Below are 15,701 nucleotides of genomic sequence, written 5' to 3' on the forward strand. Positions count from 1 at the left end.
CTGATGGAACCCACCCTTGCCGCCAGAGCGCTCTCCGCCGCCACCGAGATCACGGCCACCGCGTTGTCCGACGACGACCCCGACGCCGTGCTCGGCTCGGTTGTGCGCCACGCCGTGGAACTGGCCGACGCGGATCTCGGGCTGGTCATGGTGCGCTCCGACGACGGTTCGGTCACCGTCGAGGCCGCGCACGGCGAGTCCACGGCCGACCTGCTCGGACTGGTGCTGCCCGCGGAGTCGGCCGCGGGCAGGGTCGCAGGCGGCGGCGAGCCCGTTGTAACCGACGACGTGACCAGCGACGCCAGGACTTCTCGCTTCGTGCCGAAGGAACTGAGCGCCTACGGGCCGTTCGCGGCCGCGCCGTTCGGCACACCCGGGCGCATCCTCGGCGTGCTCACCGTCTACCGAGCCCCGGGAAGGCAACCGTTCTCGGCGAGCACCGTCGAAGTGCTGACGGCGTTCGCGGGGCAGGCGGGGGTCGTGCTCGCGCTCGCCGAAGGCGCCAACGCCAGGCACCGCGTGACGCTATACCAGGAACGGGAACGCATCGCCAGGGAACTGCACGACGTCATCGTGCAGCGGCTGTACGCGGCGGGCATGCGGCTGGAGCGAGTCCGGCGGCGGATGCGCACGCGGTTCGCCCACGCCGACGCGGCCCGGCTCGCCGAGGCGATCGACCAGCTCGACCAGACCATCGAGGAGATCAGGGGCACCGTGCGCGATCTGCGCTCGCCCGAGCCGCGCCCGAGGCAGCCGGAGCCCGCCGCGACCGACCTCGCCGAGTCGGCACGGGCCGAGGTGCGCATCGCGGGGGAACTCCTCGGCTACCCGCCGACCCTGGAACTGTCCGGGGAACTCGCCGACATCCCGCCCGAACGCGCCGACCACGTGCGTGCCGCGCTGCGCGAGGCGCTGTCCAATGTGGTCCGTCACTCCGGCGCGAGCGAAACCAGGGTGACGCTGCACCGCGACGCCGCGGGCATCCGGTTACGGGTGCGCGACAACGGTTGCGGCGTACCCCGCGACGTCGCGAAGCGAGGCCTGCGCCACCTCGCCGAGCGTGCGGACGCGGCGGGAGGAACCTTCACCGTGAACTCCTCCCCGAGCATGGGCACGCTGGTGGCGTTCGACCTGCCGCTGCGGCAGTGAGCGCCTTACGCGCCATCACTGCCGCGACAGCCGCAGCAGCAGGTCCCTTGCGCCTGCCGCCATGGCGGGCGGCACCCCCAGTTCGGACAGCATCTCGGCAGCGGCCGCCATCTCGTCCGCCCGCCGCACCGAGTGCTTGTACGTGCCGTACACCAGCCTGTCCACCGTCGACTCGTCGGCGCCCGTCAACTCCTCCACGATGTTGCCGCGCAGCCATTCCTCGCAACCGGCCGCCCGAGCCGCCTCGAGTGCCTCGACGACCGCGCCCGCGAGGCTCTTGAAAAAGACACTGCGAAGCAGCTTGCGGCTGGCCGCGGACCCAGGTGGGCCTTCGAACACCTCCACGTTCGCGCCGAGTGGCCGCAGCAGCGCGGTCAACCGCTGCGCGTCCTGCCCGCTGGCCAGCATCGGCACCCGCAACCCGCTACCGGGCACGGGGGCCATGATCGCGACGTCGACGCAGGAGCGGCCGTGCTCTCGCGCGATCTCGTCGAGTTGTCGCTTCTTCGCCGGTGAAGCGGTGTTCAGGTCCGCCCACACCGCCCGCGGCGCGAGCGCGTCGATGCCCGCTCGCAGCGCAGCCACGGCCGCGGCCGAACTGTTGACGCTGAGCACCAGGTCAGCGCCGGTAACCGCCTCCGCCTCGGCCGCCGTGGCGACCACACCGTCACCGGCGGCGACCGCCGGGTCGTAGCCGCGTACCACCGCGCCCGCCGCCACCAGGTCACGGGCAAAGGCGCCGCCCGCCTCGCCCAGCCCGAGAACCGCGATCGTGGGTCCCTCTTCCGATAGCGACACAGCAGAACTCCTCTCGCCCGCGAGACGGTACACTAGCTAACAAAATTGGTGACAATACTCAGTGCTTTGAGGTGGGAGCTACCGTGGCGGGAGGCGAGGCCGTACGGCCGCAGCAGCAGGCCGTGGTCGACGCCATTCGGCAGGCGATCGTTCGCGGCGAGTTCGTCCCCGACCAGCGGTTGGTCGAGGCGGACCTTTCCGCCAGGTTCTCGGCCAGCCGGGCCAGCGTACGCTCGGCGTTGCTGGAGCTCACCAACGAGGGACTCGTGGAGCGCGTGCAGAACCGGGGTGCGCGGGTGCGCGCGGTGTCCCTGGAGGAGGCCGTCGAGATCTCCGAGGTCCGCATGGTGCTGGAGGGGCTGTGCGCCGCCAAGGCCGCCGAACGGATCAACGCGGCAGAGATCGGCGAGCTCACCGGGATCGGGACCGGCATGCGCGCGGCGGTGGCCAACGGTGACCTGCTCGGCTACTCCGAACTGAACCAGAAGCTGCACCGCAGGTTGCGAGAGATCAGCGGTCAGCAGACCGCCTCGAAGGTGTTGGAGCGGCTGCGCGCGCAGAACGTGCGCCACCAGTTCCGGCTCGCGATGCACCCCGGCAGGCCCGCGGTTTCGCTGCCGGAACACCTGGCGATCATCGACGCGGTCTGTTCGCACGATCCCGAGGCCGCGGAGAGCGCCGCCCGCGCCCACCTGTACAGCGTCATCGCCGCGCTGAAAGAGGTGGACCTGCCGGGACCAACCCTGCACGGCCTGCCGTAGCTCGGCTCCACGAAATCCGCGCACAGATTTTTGTTGACTCCTGCGACGAGATTGTTAACAATCTAGGCTCAGAAAATGGCCGCAAAGGAGCGACATGCCTGAGCACCCTCAGCCGTCAAACCGTGCTCGCGAACTGGTGCGAGGAGCGTTCGACGTCCACATCCACATCGCGCCGGACGTGATGCGCCGCAGGGTGGACGACGTCACCCTCGCCCAGCGGTTCGCGGAAGTGGGGATGGCCGGGTTCGTACTGAAATCGCACTACGTGCCCACGGCCGAGCGAGCCGAGGTGGTTCGCGGCGTGCGGCCGGACACCACCGTGCTCGGCGCGATCACGCTGAACGCCTCCGTCGGCGGCATGAACCCCATCGCCGTGGAGATCGCCGCGAGAAGCGGCGCGAAGTTCGTGTGGCTGCCCACTGTGGACAGCGCCAACCAGCGCGACTGCCAGGCCGCGGAACCCGAGGGCGCGACACCGCCGATGTGGGCCCGGATACAGGCCGAACTCGCCGAAGCAGGAATGGCCGCCGAAGCGGTGGACGTGCTCGACGAAGCAGGACAGGTTCTCGCGAAGACGAGGCAGGTGCTGCGGCTGATCGCCAAACACGACATGGTGCTGGCCACCGGCCATCTGCACGCCGACGAGATCGAACGCGTCGTCGAGGCCGCGGAGACCGAAGGCGTGCGGCGCGTCGTCGTCACCCACCCCGAGTTCACCTCCCAGCGCGTGGGCATCGAGCGGCAACGCAGGCTGGCCGAAAGGGGCGCCCTGCTGGAACGCTGCCTGACCACCCCGTACACCGGCAAGGTCGACTGGGACGTGTGGCTGGGCAACATCCGCGACGCGGGCTACGAGCACTCGGTGATTTCCAGTGACCTCGGCCAGCCGTTCAACCCTCCGGTCGAGGACGGCCTGGCCATCGCCGCCGACGTGTTGCTCGAAGGCGGCTTCACCGAGGAAGAGGTCCGCACCATGACCGTGCACAACAGCAGGTGGCTGGTCGGCGCGGAGCCGCTGCCGGACGCGCCCGTGAGGGGAGAGGCATGAGCACGCGAAAGCTGCTGGTCGTCGGAGCCCACAGCGCCGACTTCGTATGGCGGTCGGCGGGAGCCGTCGCGGCGCACACCGCCGCAGGCGGTGAGGCCCTGGTCGTCGCGCTGTCCTACGGCGAGCGCGGCGAGTCCGGCGAGCTGTGGAAGCAGGAAGGCCAGACCGAGGAGAACGTCAAACGCATCCGGCACGAAGAGGCAACGAAGGCCGCGGCCGCCGTCGGCGCCCGCTTCGAGGCGTTCGACCTCGGCGACTACCCGCTCGAGGTGGGCAAGGAGGCGATCACGCGGCTCGCCGAGTTGATGCGCGACTTCGGGCCCGACGTGGTGCTGACCCATCCCGAGAAGGACCCCTTCAACCCCGACCACCCGGTGGCCCACGCCGCCGTGGCGAAGGCACGCCTGCTCACCTCCGGAGCCGGTGTGGCCAGCGGCTTTCGCACCGCACCGCCGTCGGAGTTCCTCGCGTTCGAGCCGCACCAGCCGGAACTGTGCGGCTTCGTGCCCACGGTCTACGTCGACATCACAGCCGTGTTCGACAGGAAGGTCGAGGCGATGGGCCACATGGCCGCGCAGCAGTACCTCAAGGAGTACTACACCCAACGCGCCGAGCAGCGTGGCAACCACGCGCGCAAGGTCACCGGCAACGCCGGGATCCGGCAGGCCGAAGCCTTCCACCGGCTGCTGCCGAATGTGGTGAGCGCGCTGTGAGCGCCCCGGTGGAGGAACTCGCGCTGGCAGGCGTCGCGACCGTGTACGAGGGCTACTCGCGGCGCGGGTTGCTCGACGAGGAGTGGATCTCGCTCATCCCGGGCCGCAAGGTCGCCGGTCCGGCGAGGACCGCGCTGTGCGGGCAGGCCGACAACCGCGCGGTGCACGAGGCGATGACGCAGCTGCGGCCCGGTGAGGTGCTGGTGCTCACGATGCCGAACCCGGAGCCGGTCGCACTGCTCGGTGACCTGCTGGCGACGCAGACCCGCGTCGCGGGAGCCGCGGGGGTGCTCGTCAACGCCGCCGTGCGCGACAGCGCGGAACTCGCGGCGCTCGAGTTGCCCGTGTGGTGCCGCTGGCGCAGGGCGCGCGGGGCGAGCAAGAACGTCCGCGGCAGCGTCAACGTGCCGGTGGAGATCGGCGGCACGACGGTCAACCCAGCAGACCTCGTGGTCCTCGACGACGACGGAGCCGTCGCCGTTGCTGCGGCTGACGTCGACGACGTAATCCGATCAGTTCGCGAGCGCATCGCCAAGGAAGACCGACTGCGCGAGCGGTGGCAGGCGGGCGAGTTCAGCTACGACGCCTACGGCATGCGCGCGGAAGACGAGAAGAGCCCCTGATGACCGCGACACTGCTGCAGACCCGCGAACTCACCAAGCAGTTCGCGAAGAACGACGTGGCGACCGTCGCGCTGCGCGACTTCACGCTCTCCATCGAGGAGGGCAGTTTCGTCACCGTGCTCGGCCGCAGCGGGTGCGGCAAGTCCACACTGCTCAACCTGCTCGCCGGCCTCACCCAGCCCAGCAAGGGCGAGGTTCGCTACCGCGACCGGGTCCTCACCGGACCCGACACCGAGATCGGCTACCTCACCCAGTCGGACACGTTGATGCCGTGGCGCGACGTGCTCCGCAACGTGGAGATGCCGCTGGAGATCCGCGGAACGCCTGCCCGCGAGCGGCGAGCCGTCGCCACCGAGCTCATCGGCCGAGTGGGGCTCACCGGCTTCGAACACCACTATCCGCGTGAGTTGTCCGGCGGTATGCGCCGCAGGACCAGCCTCGCCAGGCTGCTCGCGGGCAACCCCTCGACACTGCTGATGGACGAACCGTTCGGCGCACTCGACGCCCAGCTGCGCGCCGAGTTGCAGGCCGACCTGCTGCGGCTTTGGCACGAAGGCGGGCAGACGGTCGTCTTCGTCACCCACGACATCGAGGAAGCGCTGTTGCTGGGAGACCGTGTCGTCGTGCTCGGCAAGATCGGCGCGATCCTGCTCGACCGTCCCATCGAGCTCGCCAGGCCGAGGAACGCCGACACGTTGCGGGTCGACCCCGAGTTCGTCGCGCTGCACACCGAACTGGCGGCGGCGTTGCAGGAGGGAGCGCGATGACCGAGGCAAGCGGAGTCATCACCGAAACCGCGGGCAACGGCGGCCCCGTCCGCGTCGCGGTTCCCCGCACCTGGTGGCAGCGGCACGGCACCACCACGACGGTGTGGGTGCTTCGGCTCGCGCTGATCGCGTTCGTGCTGGTGCTGTGGGAGATCGCGGGCGAGCGCTGGATCGACATCACCTTCACCAGCAAGCCCACCGACATCGTCACCAGACTCGTCGAGTGGGCTGCCGACGGCACGCTGTGGTTGCACAGCTGGATCACCGTGCAGGAGATCGTCTACGGGTTCCTGCTCGGTGCGGTCACCGGTGCTCTCGCCGGTTTCGTGCTGGCCTCACTCAATCTGCTCTACCGGGTCCTGGACCCGTTCATCATGGCGCTGTACTCGATTCCGAAGGTCGCGTTGGCGCCGCTGTTCATCGTCTGGTTCGGCATCGGCATGCACATGAAGGTGCTGCTGGCCGCGGCCACCGTGTTCTTCCTGGTGTTCCTCAACACCGCGGCAGGCGTTCGCGACGTCGACAGAGGCCTTGTCGACGCGGTGCGGCTGATGGGAGGAAACCGCTGGGACATCGCTCGCAAGGTGGTACTGCCCGCGTCGATGACCGGTGTGCTCACCGGGTTGAAGGTGGCGATCCCGTACGCGTTGATCGGTGCGGTGATCGGTGAGTTGGTCGCGTCCAACCGCGGACTCGGCTACCTCATCAACGATGCCGCGGCACAGTTCGACACCGCGGGCGTGTTCGCGACGCTCGTCGTGCTGAGCGTGATCGCCGCGGTGCTCAACGTGTTCGTGGGACTCATCGACAAACGTGTCAACAAATGGAAGCCGATAAATGACTGAAAACTTCGCACGCCGCACCGTTCTCAAGGGCCTCGCGGCGGCTCCGTTACTGCTCGCAGGCTGCGCGTCGCGGGGGTCCTCGACCCCGACAGGAACCCTCAACATCGGCCAGATCAGCAACTCGGTGGCGTTCTTTCCGCTGTTCATCGCCGAGCAGCGCGGAATCTTCGCCGAGGAGGGCGTCAAGCTGGGCGACCGGCCCCGGCTGGGCACCGGCGCGAAGGTCGCCGCCGCGCTCAAGTCCGGCAGCATCGACCTGGGTGCGGGCGTCGTCACCGACGCCTTCAACCTCGCCGAGTCCGACGACGGAACCCGGATCGTGTCCAGCCTGGTCAGCGAGTACTACGTCGACATCATCGTCGCCACCTCGCTCGACGTGCCCGGCGACGGCGCGAGCGTCGAGGACAAGGCCGCGGCGCTGGTCGGCAAGAAGATCGGCATCACCGGGCCGGGAAGTGGCACCGAGGCGCTGGTGAAGTACCTGTTCGGCAGGATCGGCAAGGACGCGGCCGTCGATGCGACGCTGGTGAACCTCGGTGCCGCGGCCACCTCCGCGGTGGGGGCGCTGAAGTCGGGGCGGGTGGACGCGCTCGCGTTCTTCCAGCCCATCGGCCAGCAGGCCGAGGCCGTCGGTGCAGGCCGGATCTTCATCTCACCCGCCCGCGGCGACGTGCCGTCGATGCGGGGGGCGCTGCACGGGGTCATGTTCAGCACCACCGCACTGCTGGACAAGAAGAAGGACGAGGTCGCGGCGTTCCAGCGGGCGATGGGCAAGGCACTGGAAGTGATCCACGGTGACGAGGCCGAGGTGCGTCAGCTGCTCGGGCAGTACCTCGACAAGTCCGACCCGGCGGCGGTGGACGCATTGGTGCCGATCCTGCGCTCGGAGGTGCCGAGCACACCCGACGTGCAACGGGATGCCTACGAGACAGCCAAGCGGTTCCACCTGGACAGTGGCCTGGTGACGAACGCACCGGACTACTCGGCGGTCATCCTCGGGTGACGCCGCCCCGGCGGGCGATCCAGGCGGCCGCCTGGGTGCGGCGCTGCATGCCCAGTTTGCTGAGCACCGACGTGACGTGGTTCTTCACGGTCTTCTCCGCGACGAACAGGCGCGCCGCGATTTCCCGGTTGGAAAGGCCCTGCCCGATGAGGTCGAGCACGCTGCGCTCCCGCTCGCTCAGCACGGTGAGCTCGTCGGGCTCCTCGGGGTGGCGCACCTTCTCGAGCAGGCGGCTGGTGGTGAGCGGGTCGAGCAGAGAGCGACCCGCCGCCACCTCCCGCACCGCGTTCACCACGTCCTGGCCGCGAACCTGTTTGAGCAGGTAGCCGGAGGCGCCCGCCATGATGGCGCCCACCACGGCCTCCTCGTCGTCGAAAGCGGTGAGGACGAGGCACCGTGGCGGGTTGGCCAGCGAGCGCAACTCCCGGCACAGCGCCACCCCGTCGCCACCGCGTTCGCCGAGCCGGACATCGACCACCGCGACGTCCGGTTCGACGTGCAGGGCCACCGCGAGGGCCTCGTCGGCGCTGCTGGCCTCGGCGACGACCTCGATGCCCGCCTCGTCACCGAGGAGTTCTCGAAGGCCCCTGCGCACCACCTCGTGGTCGTCGACAAGCAGCACCTGAATGGCCATAGCCAAAGGTTACGTCCGCGGAAACGGCCAAGAGCCCAGCTTGAGACCACCGTCGCACCCCTTTCGCCTGACGTGGCGAGGCGGTGGGAATACCGGCTCGGCCCGGCGGAGTTCGCCCCGGTATGAGTGCCGAAAACCGTGACCAGGTCCGAATCGAACAGGCGGCCAAGCGGGTACGCGCCGTGCTCGCGGGCGAGGTGGTGGCCGACACCGAACGGCCGTTGCTGGTCTGGGAGGTGCCCTACTACCCGACGTACTACTTCCCGCGAGCCGACGTGCGTACCGAGTTGTTCGTGCCGACGGGGCAGACCCGGCGATCGCCGAGCAGGGGAGAAGGCAAGGTGTCCACACTGCGCGTCGGCGACCGCGAGGCCGAAGGCGCTGTCACCGAGTACCCGGTCTCGCCGGTCGAAGCGTTGCGCGATCGGGTGCGGCTGGACTGGCCCGCGATGGACGCCTGGTTCGAGGAGGACGAGGAGGTCTTCACCCACGCACGCGACCCGCACACCCGCGTGGACATCCTGCCGAGCTCACGGCACGTGCGGGTGGAGGTGAACGGTGTCACCGTGGCCGATTCGCACCGGCCGACGTTGCTGTTCGAGACGAACCTGCCGACCCGCTTCTACCTTCCCAAGACGGACGTGCGCCTTGACCTGCTGGTCGCCGGCGACAAGGTGACGCACTGCCCCTACAAGGGTCAGGCGGAGTACTGGTCGGTGAACACCGGTGAGACGCTGGTGCCGGACCTGGCGTGGTCGTACCGGACCCCGCTGCCTGAGAGCACCCGCATCGCGAGCCGCGTGGCGTTTCCGCAGGAACAGGCCGACGTCTACGTGGACGGCGAGCTACAGCGGCGGGAATGAACCGCGCTGCGCCATCCGGTTGATCTTTGTCGGCGTCCCGCCGGGTTCGTGATTGACTCCCCCCGTCGTACGACAAATGACGGGAGGCGTGTCGACGATGAGGTCTTTCGCCGCTGCGGTCGCCGTGCTCGTGGCGGTCGTGGCGCTGCCGGGTACCGCGAGCGCGGAGGAGCAGAAGCTGCCGGTGCCGTGGTCACTGCTGGCGGGTGTCACCGCGCAGTTGGCCCACCCGGACAGCCCTCCGCCCGGCGCCAACGACTGGTCCTGCGAGCCCAGCGCCGAGCACCCGAATCCGGTGGTGCTCGTGCACGGCCTGATCGCCAACCAGACGGTGAACTGGCAGACCTTCTCCCCGCTGCTGGCCAACGAGGGCTACTGCGTCTACTCCTTCACCTACGGCGTCAACTCGCTCGGCGGCGCGCTGCCCGGCTACCAGCCGGGCGGGATGACGAGGATGGAGGACAGCGCCGAGGAGTTGAAGGCGTTCGTCGAGCAGGTGCTGGCCAGCACCGGTGCGGCGAAGGTGGACCTGCTCGGGCATTCGCAGGGCACCATCATGCCCAGCTACTACGTGCGCTTCCTCGACGGCGAGAGCAAAGTGGACAAATACGTCAGCCTGACGCCGATCTGGGAGGGCACCACGCTCGCCGGGCTCCCGCTGATCTACCAGACCGCGCAGGCACTGGGGCTGAACCCGGTGATAGACGCGGTTGCCGGCGTGGTGTGCGCGTCGTGCCCGCAGTTCTTCCAAGGATCGGACTACTACAAGAAGCTGCACGCGATAGGCACCTTCGCCCCGGAGGTCACCTATACCAACATCGTGACGCGCTACGACGAACTCGTCGTTCCTTACACGAGCGGAATCGCAGAGGCGCCCAACGTCACCAATCACGTGCTGCAGGACTACTGCCCGAGCGACTTCGCCGAGCACGGCGGCGTGATGGCCGATCCGGTGGCGGCCGGCCTGGTGCTCAACGCGCTCGATCCGGACAACCCGCGTGACGTGCCGTGCACGGTGGTGACACCGCTGGGTGCGCAACCACCGCCGGGCTGGTAGGGATCTGCTCCAGCCGCGTGCGGGAGGCACCGTTTGCGTCACGAATGCCTTCCTGTCGTTGGCTACCGGTTGGCGGTGGCCTGAAAATAGTCATTTCGCGGGCTGGGCATGGGTGGGAGGGCGACCCTCGTGGACCGGTGTGCCGTGCTGGTGGATGCGGGATATCTGCTGGAAGCGGTCGCTTCCTTGCTGGGAGGGCCGGACAGCGGACGTCGCGACTTCGTGCGGACTACTCGGGTCTGAGCGAAGCTCTGCGTAGCCGGGCGAAATGGGTGACGGAACTTCCGGTACTGCGGATCTACTGGTACGACGCCGCGCCGGAAAGGCGGCCCAGCCGTGAGCATCGGGAGATCGCGATGCTCGCCGATGTGAAGCTCCGGCTGGGCAACCTGGTCAGGCGCGACGATGGTCGTTGGGAGCAGAAGGGTGTCGACGCCTTGATTCACGCGGATCTCGTCACCCTCGCCCGCAACCGAGCCGTGGCTGACATCGTGCTGGTCAGTGGTGACGAGGATTTGTGCCCGGCGGTGGAGCACGCACAGGAGCACGGTGTGCGCATTCATTTGTGGGGCGTTGAGGCGGCAGCACACTTCCGCAACCAGTCCGGTGAACTGATCGCGACCGCTGATCGTCGAAGCGAACTCGGCCGCGACTGGCTGAGTCCGTATCTCGAACTGGCACAACCTGCCGTGCCTTCGACCGAGGAAGCGGGACGCATCGAGGAGTCTTCGGGCACGTCGCTGTCCGATGGTGGGGAGTCCGCGCCGCCGGCTTGCCTTCCCGAGTACGGAAGCGATGTGGCTCAGGAAGGGCTGCTCGGGGTCTCGGCGGCCCCGACGCCGGGTCACGAGGCGGAAAACGCCGTTGAGGAGGGCACCGATCCGTACGAAATCGGCCGGCAGTACGGATTGCGCTGGGGCAGGCGAGTTCATCCAGAACAGTACGGTCGGTTGGCGGAGGAGTTGTCGGCCCGCGTCCCTGCCTCGATAGATCCTGAGCTGCTCCACTACGCCGAACAACTCGGAGTCGACACCTGGGGAGACGAGAACGACAAGAACGCGGTACGGGACGGGTTCCGAAGCGCAGTACGCCAGGTGGCGGACATGCAGGAGATCGGTATCGAGCTGGAGACTTCCGGGTGAGCGTCGCCGCACGGCCGCGGGCGATGCAAAACGGACTCCGGGCGTGCCCAGCGTGCCGGAACGTGTCCGGGTTTCTCGGGAATCCGGTTACCACGACGACGGACCGCACGACCCGATGGCGAGCTCGTTGCGGCGTCGCTGACCAGCTGCGTTGTGCCTGACCGGCCAGGTCGTACCCGGATGCCGGTTCGGCACAGCCGCCTGCGCCGACCTGTCCGGTGCTCCAGCAGGACCCGGGGACGGGAAGCGCTCGTTGCGCGCGATCCTGGCCCCGGCGTCGGCCCGCGGTTCCACGCCGAGCACATCGGCCAGCCGTACCAGGTGGAGCGGCACGTCGGTGAGTTCGTCGAGTACCTGGTCCCGCGGCCGCTCGTCGGCCATGGCGGCGGCGGACTGCTCCGGGGCCGACCACCGAACACCCCGTCAGCTCACCGACCTCACCGGACCGTGCCATGGCCGGTTCTTCGCACAGTGTGGTAGTCGCCCGGATCACGCGCGTCGGCGAACTCACGACAGCCGCTGGCCGGATCGTGGCAACGTCACCGTTCCTACCTACCACGCAGGTAACACACTCGGATTACTTGCAGCGCCCGTGGGGGCCTTCCTTGGTTTACTCGGGGCGCGACGAAAGGGGCGGGATGGCCGATTGGCGACAGCAGGCGGCCCGCGCGGTTGAGGCCGAGCTCGGACACGCGCGGCGAGTCGAGGAATGGACCAGCTTGGGGCACCCGCGCAAGACCACCGACGGCACCCTGGTGGTCGATCTGCGTGGCGAGGCGATCGACCTGTTGGAGGACATCCGGCTCGCCGGTGACAACGGCCCGCGTGAGGGGGCTGCCGTTCCGGTGAAGGGCGAGGTCAGCGGTGGCGTGCTCTGGCTGCGCGAGACCGGCACGCTGCCGCCGGGGTGCGACCAGGTGTGGGTGCGGCAACTGTCGCCGCACGACGCGCTCGCCCGGCTGGCGAGAGGGCTTCGCGACATCGGCTACGCCCCGCTGGCCGATCGGCTCGCCGCCGCAGAACTCGACCCCGCGGACGATCCCTACGAGGCCTGCCTCACCCCGGGGGTGCGGCTGGTGTGGGGCCCACCGGGCACGGGCAAGTCACGGATCGCCTCCTCGGCGGTCGCGGAACTCGCCCGCGCGGGCAAGCGCGTGCTGCACGTGACCGCTGCCGAGAACCGGGTGGAAGCGCCCACCGACCCAGAGCGTGTCCGCATCCAGGACGACCTGGCCGAACTCGCCTCGGCCGACAGCAGGCTCGGCTACCTCGACGAGGTGCTTGCAGGCTACGACCACGACGCGTTCCTCGAAGCCGAACGCAGGCTGCACAGCGGCAACAGGGCCAGGGTCCTGGAGGCGGAGTACGCGGACGCGAGGAGGCTGCACGCCGAAACGGTCGCAGAACTCGCCGACGTCCGTGCCTTCCTGTGGTCCAAGCGGCAGGCCTGGGCCTGCGTGGCCGACGAGCGGGTGAGCAGTGTCGAGACCCGCGCGCTCGGCGAGCGACTCGCTCGCCTCGACACCAGGTTGGCCGAGCTGCGGCGCAGGCTCGGCGAAGGGGGTCGCTTCTACCGGGGGCGACGCCGCGACCGCAAGGACCTGCTTGCCGCCGAGGCGGAGCGCGACCTGGTGGTGCAGCGCATCGAGCAGGCGAGCAGGCGCGCTCGCAAGCTTGCCGACGAGGAACTGCACCGTCTCGAGAACGAACTGGCCGCCGCGCACGCCAGGTTTGACGAGGCCACGCGCGCCGAGTCGCGAGCGCACGCCCACGCCGAGCAGTTGCGCGGCAGCATCGTACGGCTTCGTGCCGGTGGGGTCGCCAGCGAGCAGGACGAGCGGTTTCACGCCGAATGTGTACGGCGTGGGCTTCCCGGGCTGCACGCCGAACGGGAGCGGCTGCGGGAGCGCAGCAGGCATCGCGCGGCGCTGCGCGGCCGGTTCGAGGAACGACTGTGGTGGATCGGGGAGCGCGCCTACCGGCTTCGCGGTGAGGCGCAGGCGGCGGCATGGGAGTCGGGACGGGTGGTGCGGACCTCGTTGGACCGGCACGTGTTCACCAGCCGCCCCTTCGACGTGGTGGTGATCGACGACGCCGGGTCGGCTCCGCTTGCCGATGTGTTGCTGGCGGTGGCGCAGGCCCGCGAAACCGCTGTGGTTTTCGGTGACTTCAACCAGCCACCGACACGGCGAATCCCGCGCCCCGCGAGCGATCCGCCCGAGGTGTGTAGCTGGACGCTGGCTACCGCGTTCTCCCACTGCGGCATCGAAAGCCCGGCCGACGCGCGGGCGCACCCCGGCTGTGCCGTTCTCACCACGCAGTTCCGGTTCGGCCCCTCCGTTCGCACGCTGGCCAACGCCACCGGCTACGAGGTGCTTACCGGCGGCGACGACCGCACCACCGAGGTGCTCCTGCTCGACACCGCGGGCAGCGCGGGGGAACGGGCTGCGCTCGCCAAGCTGGTCACCGCCCGAGGGGGCGCGGTGTTCGTGCCTGAGCCTTCGCATGTGGACGACTGGCTACGGGCGCTTCGCGACGCGCCTGCCGTGTCGGTCGGCACCGCGGGGACGGTGGCAGGGCACGAGTTCGGCACCGTGGTGCTCGACCTGACCCGCGACGACTGGCGGGACCACTGCCGCGAGTTCGCCTCGGCCGTTGCCAGGGCCAGAGACCGGCTGTTCCTGCTCGCCGACCTCGAGGCCGTGAAGGCGGCGGCCATCGGCACACCGCTGGGTGCCGTGAACGCGCTGCGACTACAGGCGGGCCTGGAGGTGCGCAGGCTCGGGGAGTTGTTCGTGCCTCGGCAGCGGCGACAGTCGGCGATCGATCGGCACGTGACGGTGACCAACGAACCCGCCGCGGATGGCACGATGAGCGGGTGAACCACCGATCGGACCTGCGTTCGTTCCTCCATTCGCTCGACAAGGAGACGCTGGCCGACCTCCTGTGTGAACAGGCCGACCGCGACGCCGACCTGCGCAAGCGGCTGCACGCGATGGCAGGCGGTGCCACCGACGGAGAGTTGGCCGAGGTCAGCGACCTGCTCGATGACGCCGTACGTGCCGCCGAGTCCGTACAGCTCGCCTCGGTGCTCGACACGCTGCGCCGGCTGCTCGACGCGGGCACACAGGCCGACGTCGCGCCGCTGGCCAGACATGCGGTCGACCGGATCATCACGGCGCTCGCCGATGTGGACGACCCGGCGGGCGGTATGCGCGACCAGCTGGACAGAGCGATCTCGCTGTACGCAAGGGCCTGCACCGCGCACCCACCGCAGCCGAAGCAACTGGCGGAGTGGATAGTCGGGGTCGCGTTCGACAGTCCCGGGCGGCCGCAGATCCGGCTTTCGGAGTTCGCGCAGGCACTGGGTGCCGAAGGAATCGAGCTGGTCCGCTCCGCTGTGGACACCGTGCTGGCCGAGGCAGACCCCGAGGAGCCAACCGACCGGAGCCGGACGGCGCAGCGGCTCCGGCTGGAGATCGCCGAGATCACCGGCGACGTCGACACCGTGGTGCGGCTGCTTTCGGAGCAACTGCCACGACTGGACGTCAGTCTCCGGATCGTGCGGGTGCTGCGCGCGGCAGGCAGGCACGCGGAGGCCATCGCGCACGCCGCGCAGGCGCTCGGCAACGACGGAGCCGCGCGTCGCGGCCACGTTGTCGATGCGCTGGAACGCGCCAGCTCCCGCCAACCCGCCGAACTGGTGCGCGACCTGCTCGCCGAAGACAGGGCCGACGAGGCATGGCGCGCGGCGGGGCAGCACCCCGCGTGCGAGCTCATCCCCGTCTACCGCAGTCACGTGGAGGCGCTCATCGAGCAGCGCGACGCGGAGAACTACGCGCGGGCGGCGAGCCAGCTACGCAGGTTGCGGACGCTGCACAAGCGCGCGGGTACCGCGGAGGAGTTCAGCGAGTACTTGGCCGAACTGGTCCAGACCCACAAGCGCAAGCGCAGGCTGCTCGACGAGATCCGCAGGGCGAGGATCGCGCTGCCGAAGGCGGCGAGGCAATGACCCCCTCGGCGCTCAACGCTGCTCGCAGCCCCGCTGCGGCTGCTGCGACTGCTCGTCGCGCTCACGCCTGCCACGGGTGTCGTCGAAGTCGAGCACGAAGGCACCGAAGGCCATGGCGAGCAGCACGGCGATGCCAAGTATCGCGCCGATCCAGGTGAGGATGATCGAGAGCACTGGCGAACCTCCCCGCGCCGCTGTTACACCCCCACAAGCGTCACCGCACAGGGCTACGCGCGGTATCGGCCAACCGGTTAGTGCTCGGCCAACAGCCTGGGCCGAACGGATG

At 69.3% G+C, this 15,701-nt stretch carries 17 protein-coding genes; 13 read left to right on the plus strand and 4 right to left on the minus strand.

Annotated elements, in window-relative coordinates:
* Positions 1 to 3: 3 nt before the first annotated feature.
* The gene (locus SACMADRAFT_RS01505) at positions 4 to 1,149 is read left to right on the plus strand and encodes a GAF domain-containing sensor histidine kinase (protein WP_009152008.1); all 1,146 of its coding nucleotides are present in this window, start codon (positions 4 to 6) and stop codon (positions 1,147 to 1,149) included.
* 15 nt (positions 1,150 to 1,164) lie between these two features.
* On the opposite strand, the gene SACMADRAFT_RS01510 is transcribed toward SACMADRAFT_RS01505, so the two are convergent.
* Positions 1,165 to 1,947: a DUF1932 domain-containing protein gene (locus SACMADRAFT_RS01510; protein ID WP_009152009.1), complete on the minus strand. Its 783-nt coding sequence runs from the start codon at positions 1,945 to 1,947 to the stop codon at positions 1,165 to 1,167.
* A gap of 83 nt (positions 1,948 to 2,030) precedes the next feature.
* Between SACMADRAFT_RS01510 and SACMADRAFT_RS01515 the strand changes: the two genes are divergently transcribed.
* The 7 genes from SACMADRAFT_RS01515 to SACMADRAFT_RS01545 all read left to right on the plus strand — a co-directional run bounded on the left by SACMADRAFT_RS01515 (position 2,031) and on the right by SACMADRAFT_RS01545 (position 7,707).
* Positions 2,031 to 2,708 (plus strand): GntR family transcriptional regulator, encoded by a 678-nt coding sequence (locus tag SACMADRAFT_RS01515; RefSeq protein WP_009152010.1) that lies wholly within the window; start codon positions 2,031 to 2,033, stop codon positions 2,706 to 2,708.
* Positions 2,709 to 2,802: 94 nt separating this feature from the next.
* Positions 2,803 to 3,756: a DUF6282 family protein gene (locus tag SACMADRAFT_RS01520; RefSeq protein ID WP_009152011.1), complete on the plus strand. Its 954-nt coding sequence runs from the start codon at positions 2,803 to 2,805 to the stop codon at positions 3,754 to 3,756.
* Complete coding sequence (locus SACMADRAFT_RS01525; protein WP_009152012.1) at positions 3,753 to 4,469, plus strand: PIG-L deacetylase family protein; 717 nt, start codon at positions 3,753 to 3,755, stop codon at positions 4,467 to 4,469. Before SACMADRAFT_RS01520 ends, SACMADRAFT_RS01525 begins: the two co-directional genes overlap by 4 nt.
* Entirely contained in the window at positions 4,466 to 5,092 is a 627-nt protein-coding gene (locus SACMADRAFT_RS01530; RefSeq protein WP_009152013.1) for an RraA family protein, read from the plus strand. The genes SACMADRAFT_RS01525 and SACMADRAFT_RS01530 overlap by 4 nt, the downstream gene beginning before the upstream one ends.
* Complete coding sequence (locus tag SACMADRAFT_RS01535; RefSeq protein WP_009152014.1) at positions 5,092 to 5,859, plus strand: ABC transporter ATP-binding protein; 768 nt, start codon at positions 5,092 to 5,094, stop codon at positions 5,857 to 5,859. Before SACMADRAFT_RS01530 ends, SACMADRAFT_RS01535 begins: the two co-directional genes overlap by 1 nt.
* On the plus strand, positions 5,856 to 6,704 hold the full coding sequence (locus SACMADRAFT_RS01540; protein WP_009152015.1) for an ABC transporter permease: 849 nt from the start codon (positions 5,856 to 5,858) through the stop codon (positions 6,702 to 6,704). The genes SACMADRAFT_RS01535 and SACMADRAFT_RS01540 overlap by 4 nt, the downstream gene beginning before the upstream one ends.
* Entirely contained in the window at positions 6,697 to 7,707 is a 1,011-nt protein-coding gene (locus SACMADRAFT_RS01545; RefSeq protein ID WP_009152016.1) for an ABC transporter substrate-binding protein, read from the plus strand. Before SACMADRAFT_RS01540 ends, SACMADRAFT_RS01545 begins: the two co-directional genes overlap by 8 nt.
* Here SACMADRAFT_RS01545 and SACMADRAFT_RS01550 read toward each other — a convergent pair.
* Positions 7,694 to 8,341, minus strand: coding sequence for a response regulator (locus SACMADRAFT_RS01550; protein ID WP_009152017.1), 648 nt, complete (start codon positions 8,339 to 8,341; stop codon positions 7,694 to 7,696). The two genes, SACMADRAFT_RS01545 and SACMADRAFT_RS01550, sit on opposite strands and share 14 nt — an antisense overlap.
* Before the next feature lie 122 nt (positions 8,342 to 8,463).
* On the opposite strand from SACMADRAFT_RS01550, the gene SACMADRAFT_RS01555 reads away from it, so the two are divergent.
* The 3 genes from SACMADRAFT_RS01555 (at position 8,464) to SACMADRAFT_RS01565 (ending at position 11,403) form a co-directional block, all read left to right on the plus strand.
* Positions 8,464 to 9,204: a DUF427 domain-containing protein gene (locus SACMADRAFT_RS01555; protein ID WP_009152018.1), complete on the plus strand. Its 741-nt coding sequence runs from the start codon at positions 8,464 to 8,466 to the stop codon at positions 9,202 to 9,204.
* Positions 9,205 to 9,301: 97 nt separating this feature from the next.
* Positions 9,302 to 10,261, plus strand: coding sequence for an esterase/lipase family protein (locus SACMADRAFT_RS01560; protein ID WP_009152019.1), 960 nt, complete (start codon positions 9,302 to 9,304; stop codon positions 10,259 to 10,261).
* A gap of 272 nt (positions 10,262 to 10,533) precedes the next feature.
* Positions 10,534 to 11,403 carry an NYN domain-containing protein gene (locus SACMADRAFT_RS01565; RefSeq protein WP_050998047.1) on the plus strand — a complete coding sequence of 290 codons (870 nt, stop codon included), beginning with the start codon at positions 10,534 to 10,536 and terminating at the stop codon, positions 11,401 to 11,403.
* 87 nt (positions 11,404 to 11,490) lie between these two features.
* On the opposite strand, the gene SACMADRAFT_RS28385 is transcribed toward SACMADRAFT_RS01565, so the two are convergent.
* Complete coding sequence (locus tag SACMADRAFT_RS28385) at positions 11,491 to 11,784, minus strand: nucleoside triphosphate pyrophosphohydrolase family protein (protein ID WP_050998048.1); 294 nt, start codon at positions 11,782 to 11,784, stop codon at positions 11,491 to 11,493.
* Positions 11,785 to 12,041: 257 nt separating this feature from the next.
* Here SACMADRAFT_RS28385 and SACMADRAFT_RS01575 point away from each other — a divergent pair, with 257 nt between their 5' ends.
* Together SACMADRAFT_RS01575 and SACMADRAFT_RS01580 are read left to right on the plus strand one after the other, a co-directional pair.
* Positions 12,042 to 14,285, plus strand: coding sequence for an ATP-binding protein (locus tag SACMADRAFT_RS01575; protein WP_009152020.1), 2,244 nt, complete (start codon positions 12,042 to 12,044; stop codon positions 14,283 to 14,285).
* Positions 14,282 to 15,415 carry a DUF6880 family protein gene (locus SACMADRAFT_RS01580; protein ID WP_009152021.1) on the plus strand — a complete coding sequence of 378 codons (1,134 nt, stop codon included), beginning with the start codon at positions 14,282 to 14,284 and terminating at the stop codon, positions 15,413 to 15,415. Before SACMADRAFT_RS01575 ends, SACMADRAFT_RS01580 begins: the two co-directional genes overlap by 4 nt.
* Before the next feature lie 12 nt (positions 15,416 to 15,427).
* On the opposite strand, the gene SACMADRAFT_RS30240 is transcribed toward SACMADRAFT_RS01580, so the two are convergent.
* Positions 15,428 to 15,589 (minus strand): hypothetical protein, encoded by a 162-nt coding sequence (locus SACMADRAFT_RS30240; RefSeq protein WP_009152022.1) that lies wholly within the window; start codon positions 15,587 to 15,589, stop codon positions 15,428 to 15,430.
* Positions 15,590 to 15,701 lie beyond the last annotated feature (112 nt).

Origin of the sequence: Saccharomonospora marina XMU15, assembly GCF_000244955.1 — a bacterium.
Classification (GTDB): domain Bacteria; phylum Actinomycetota; class Actinomycetes; order Mycobacteriales; family Pseudonocardiaceae; genus Saccharomonospora_A; species Saccharomonospora_A marina.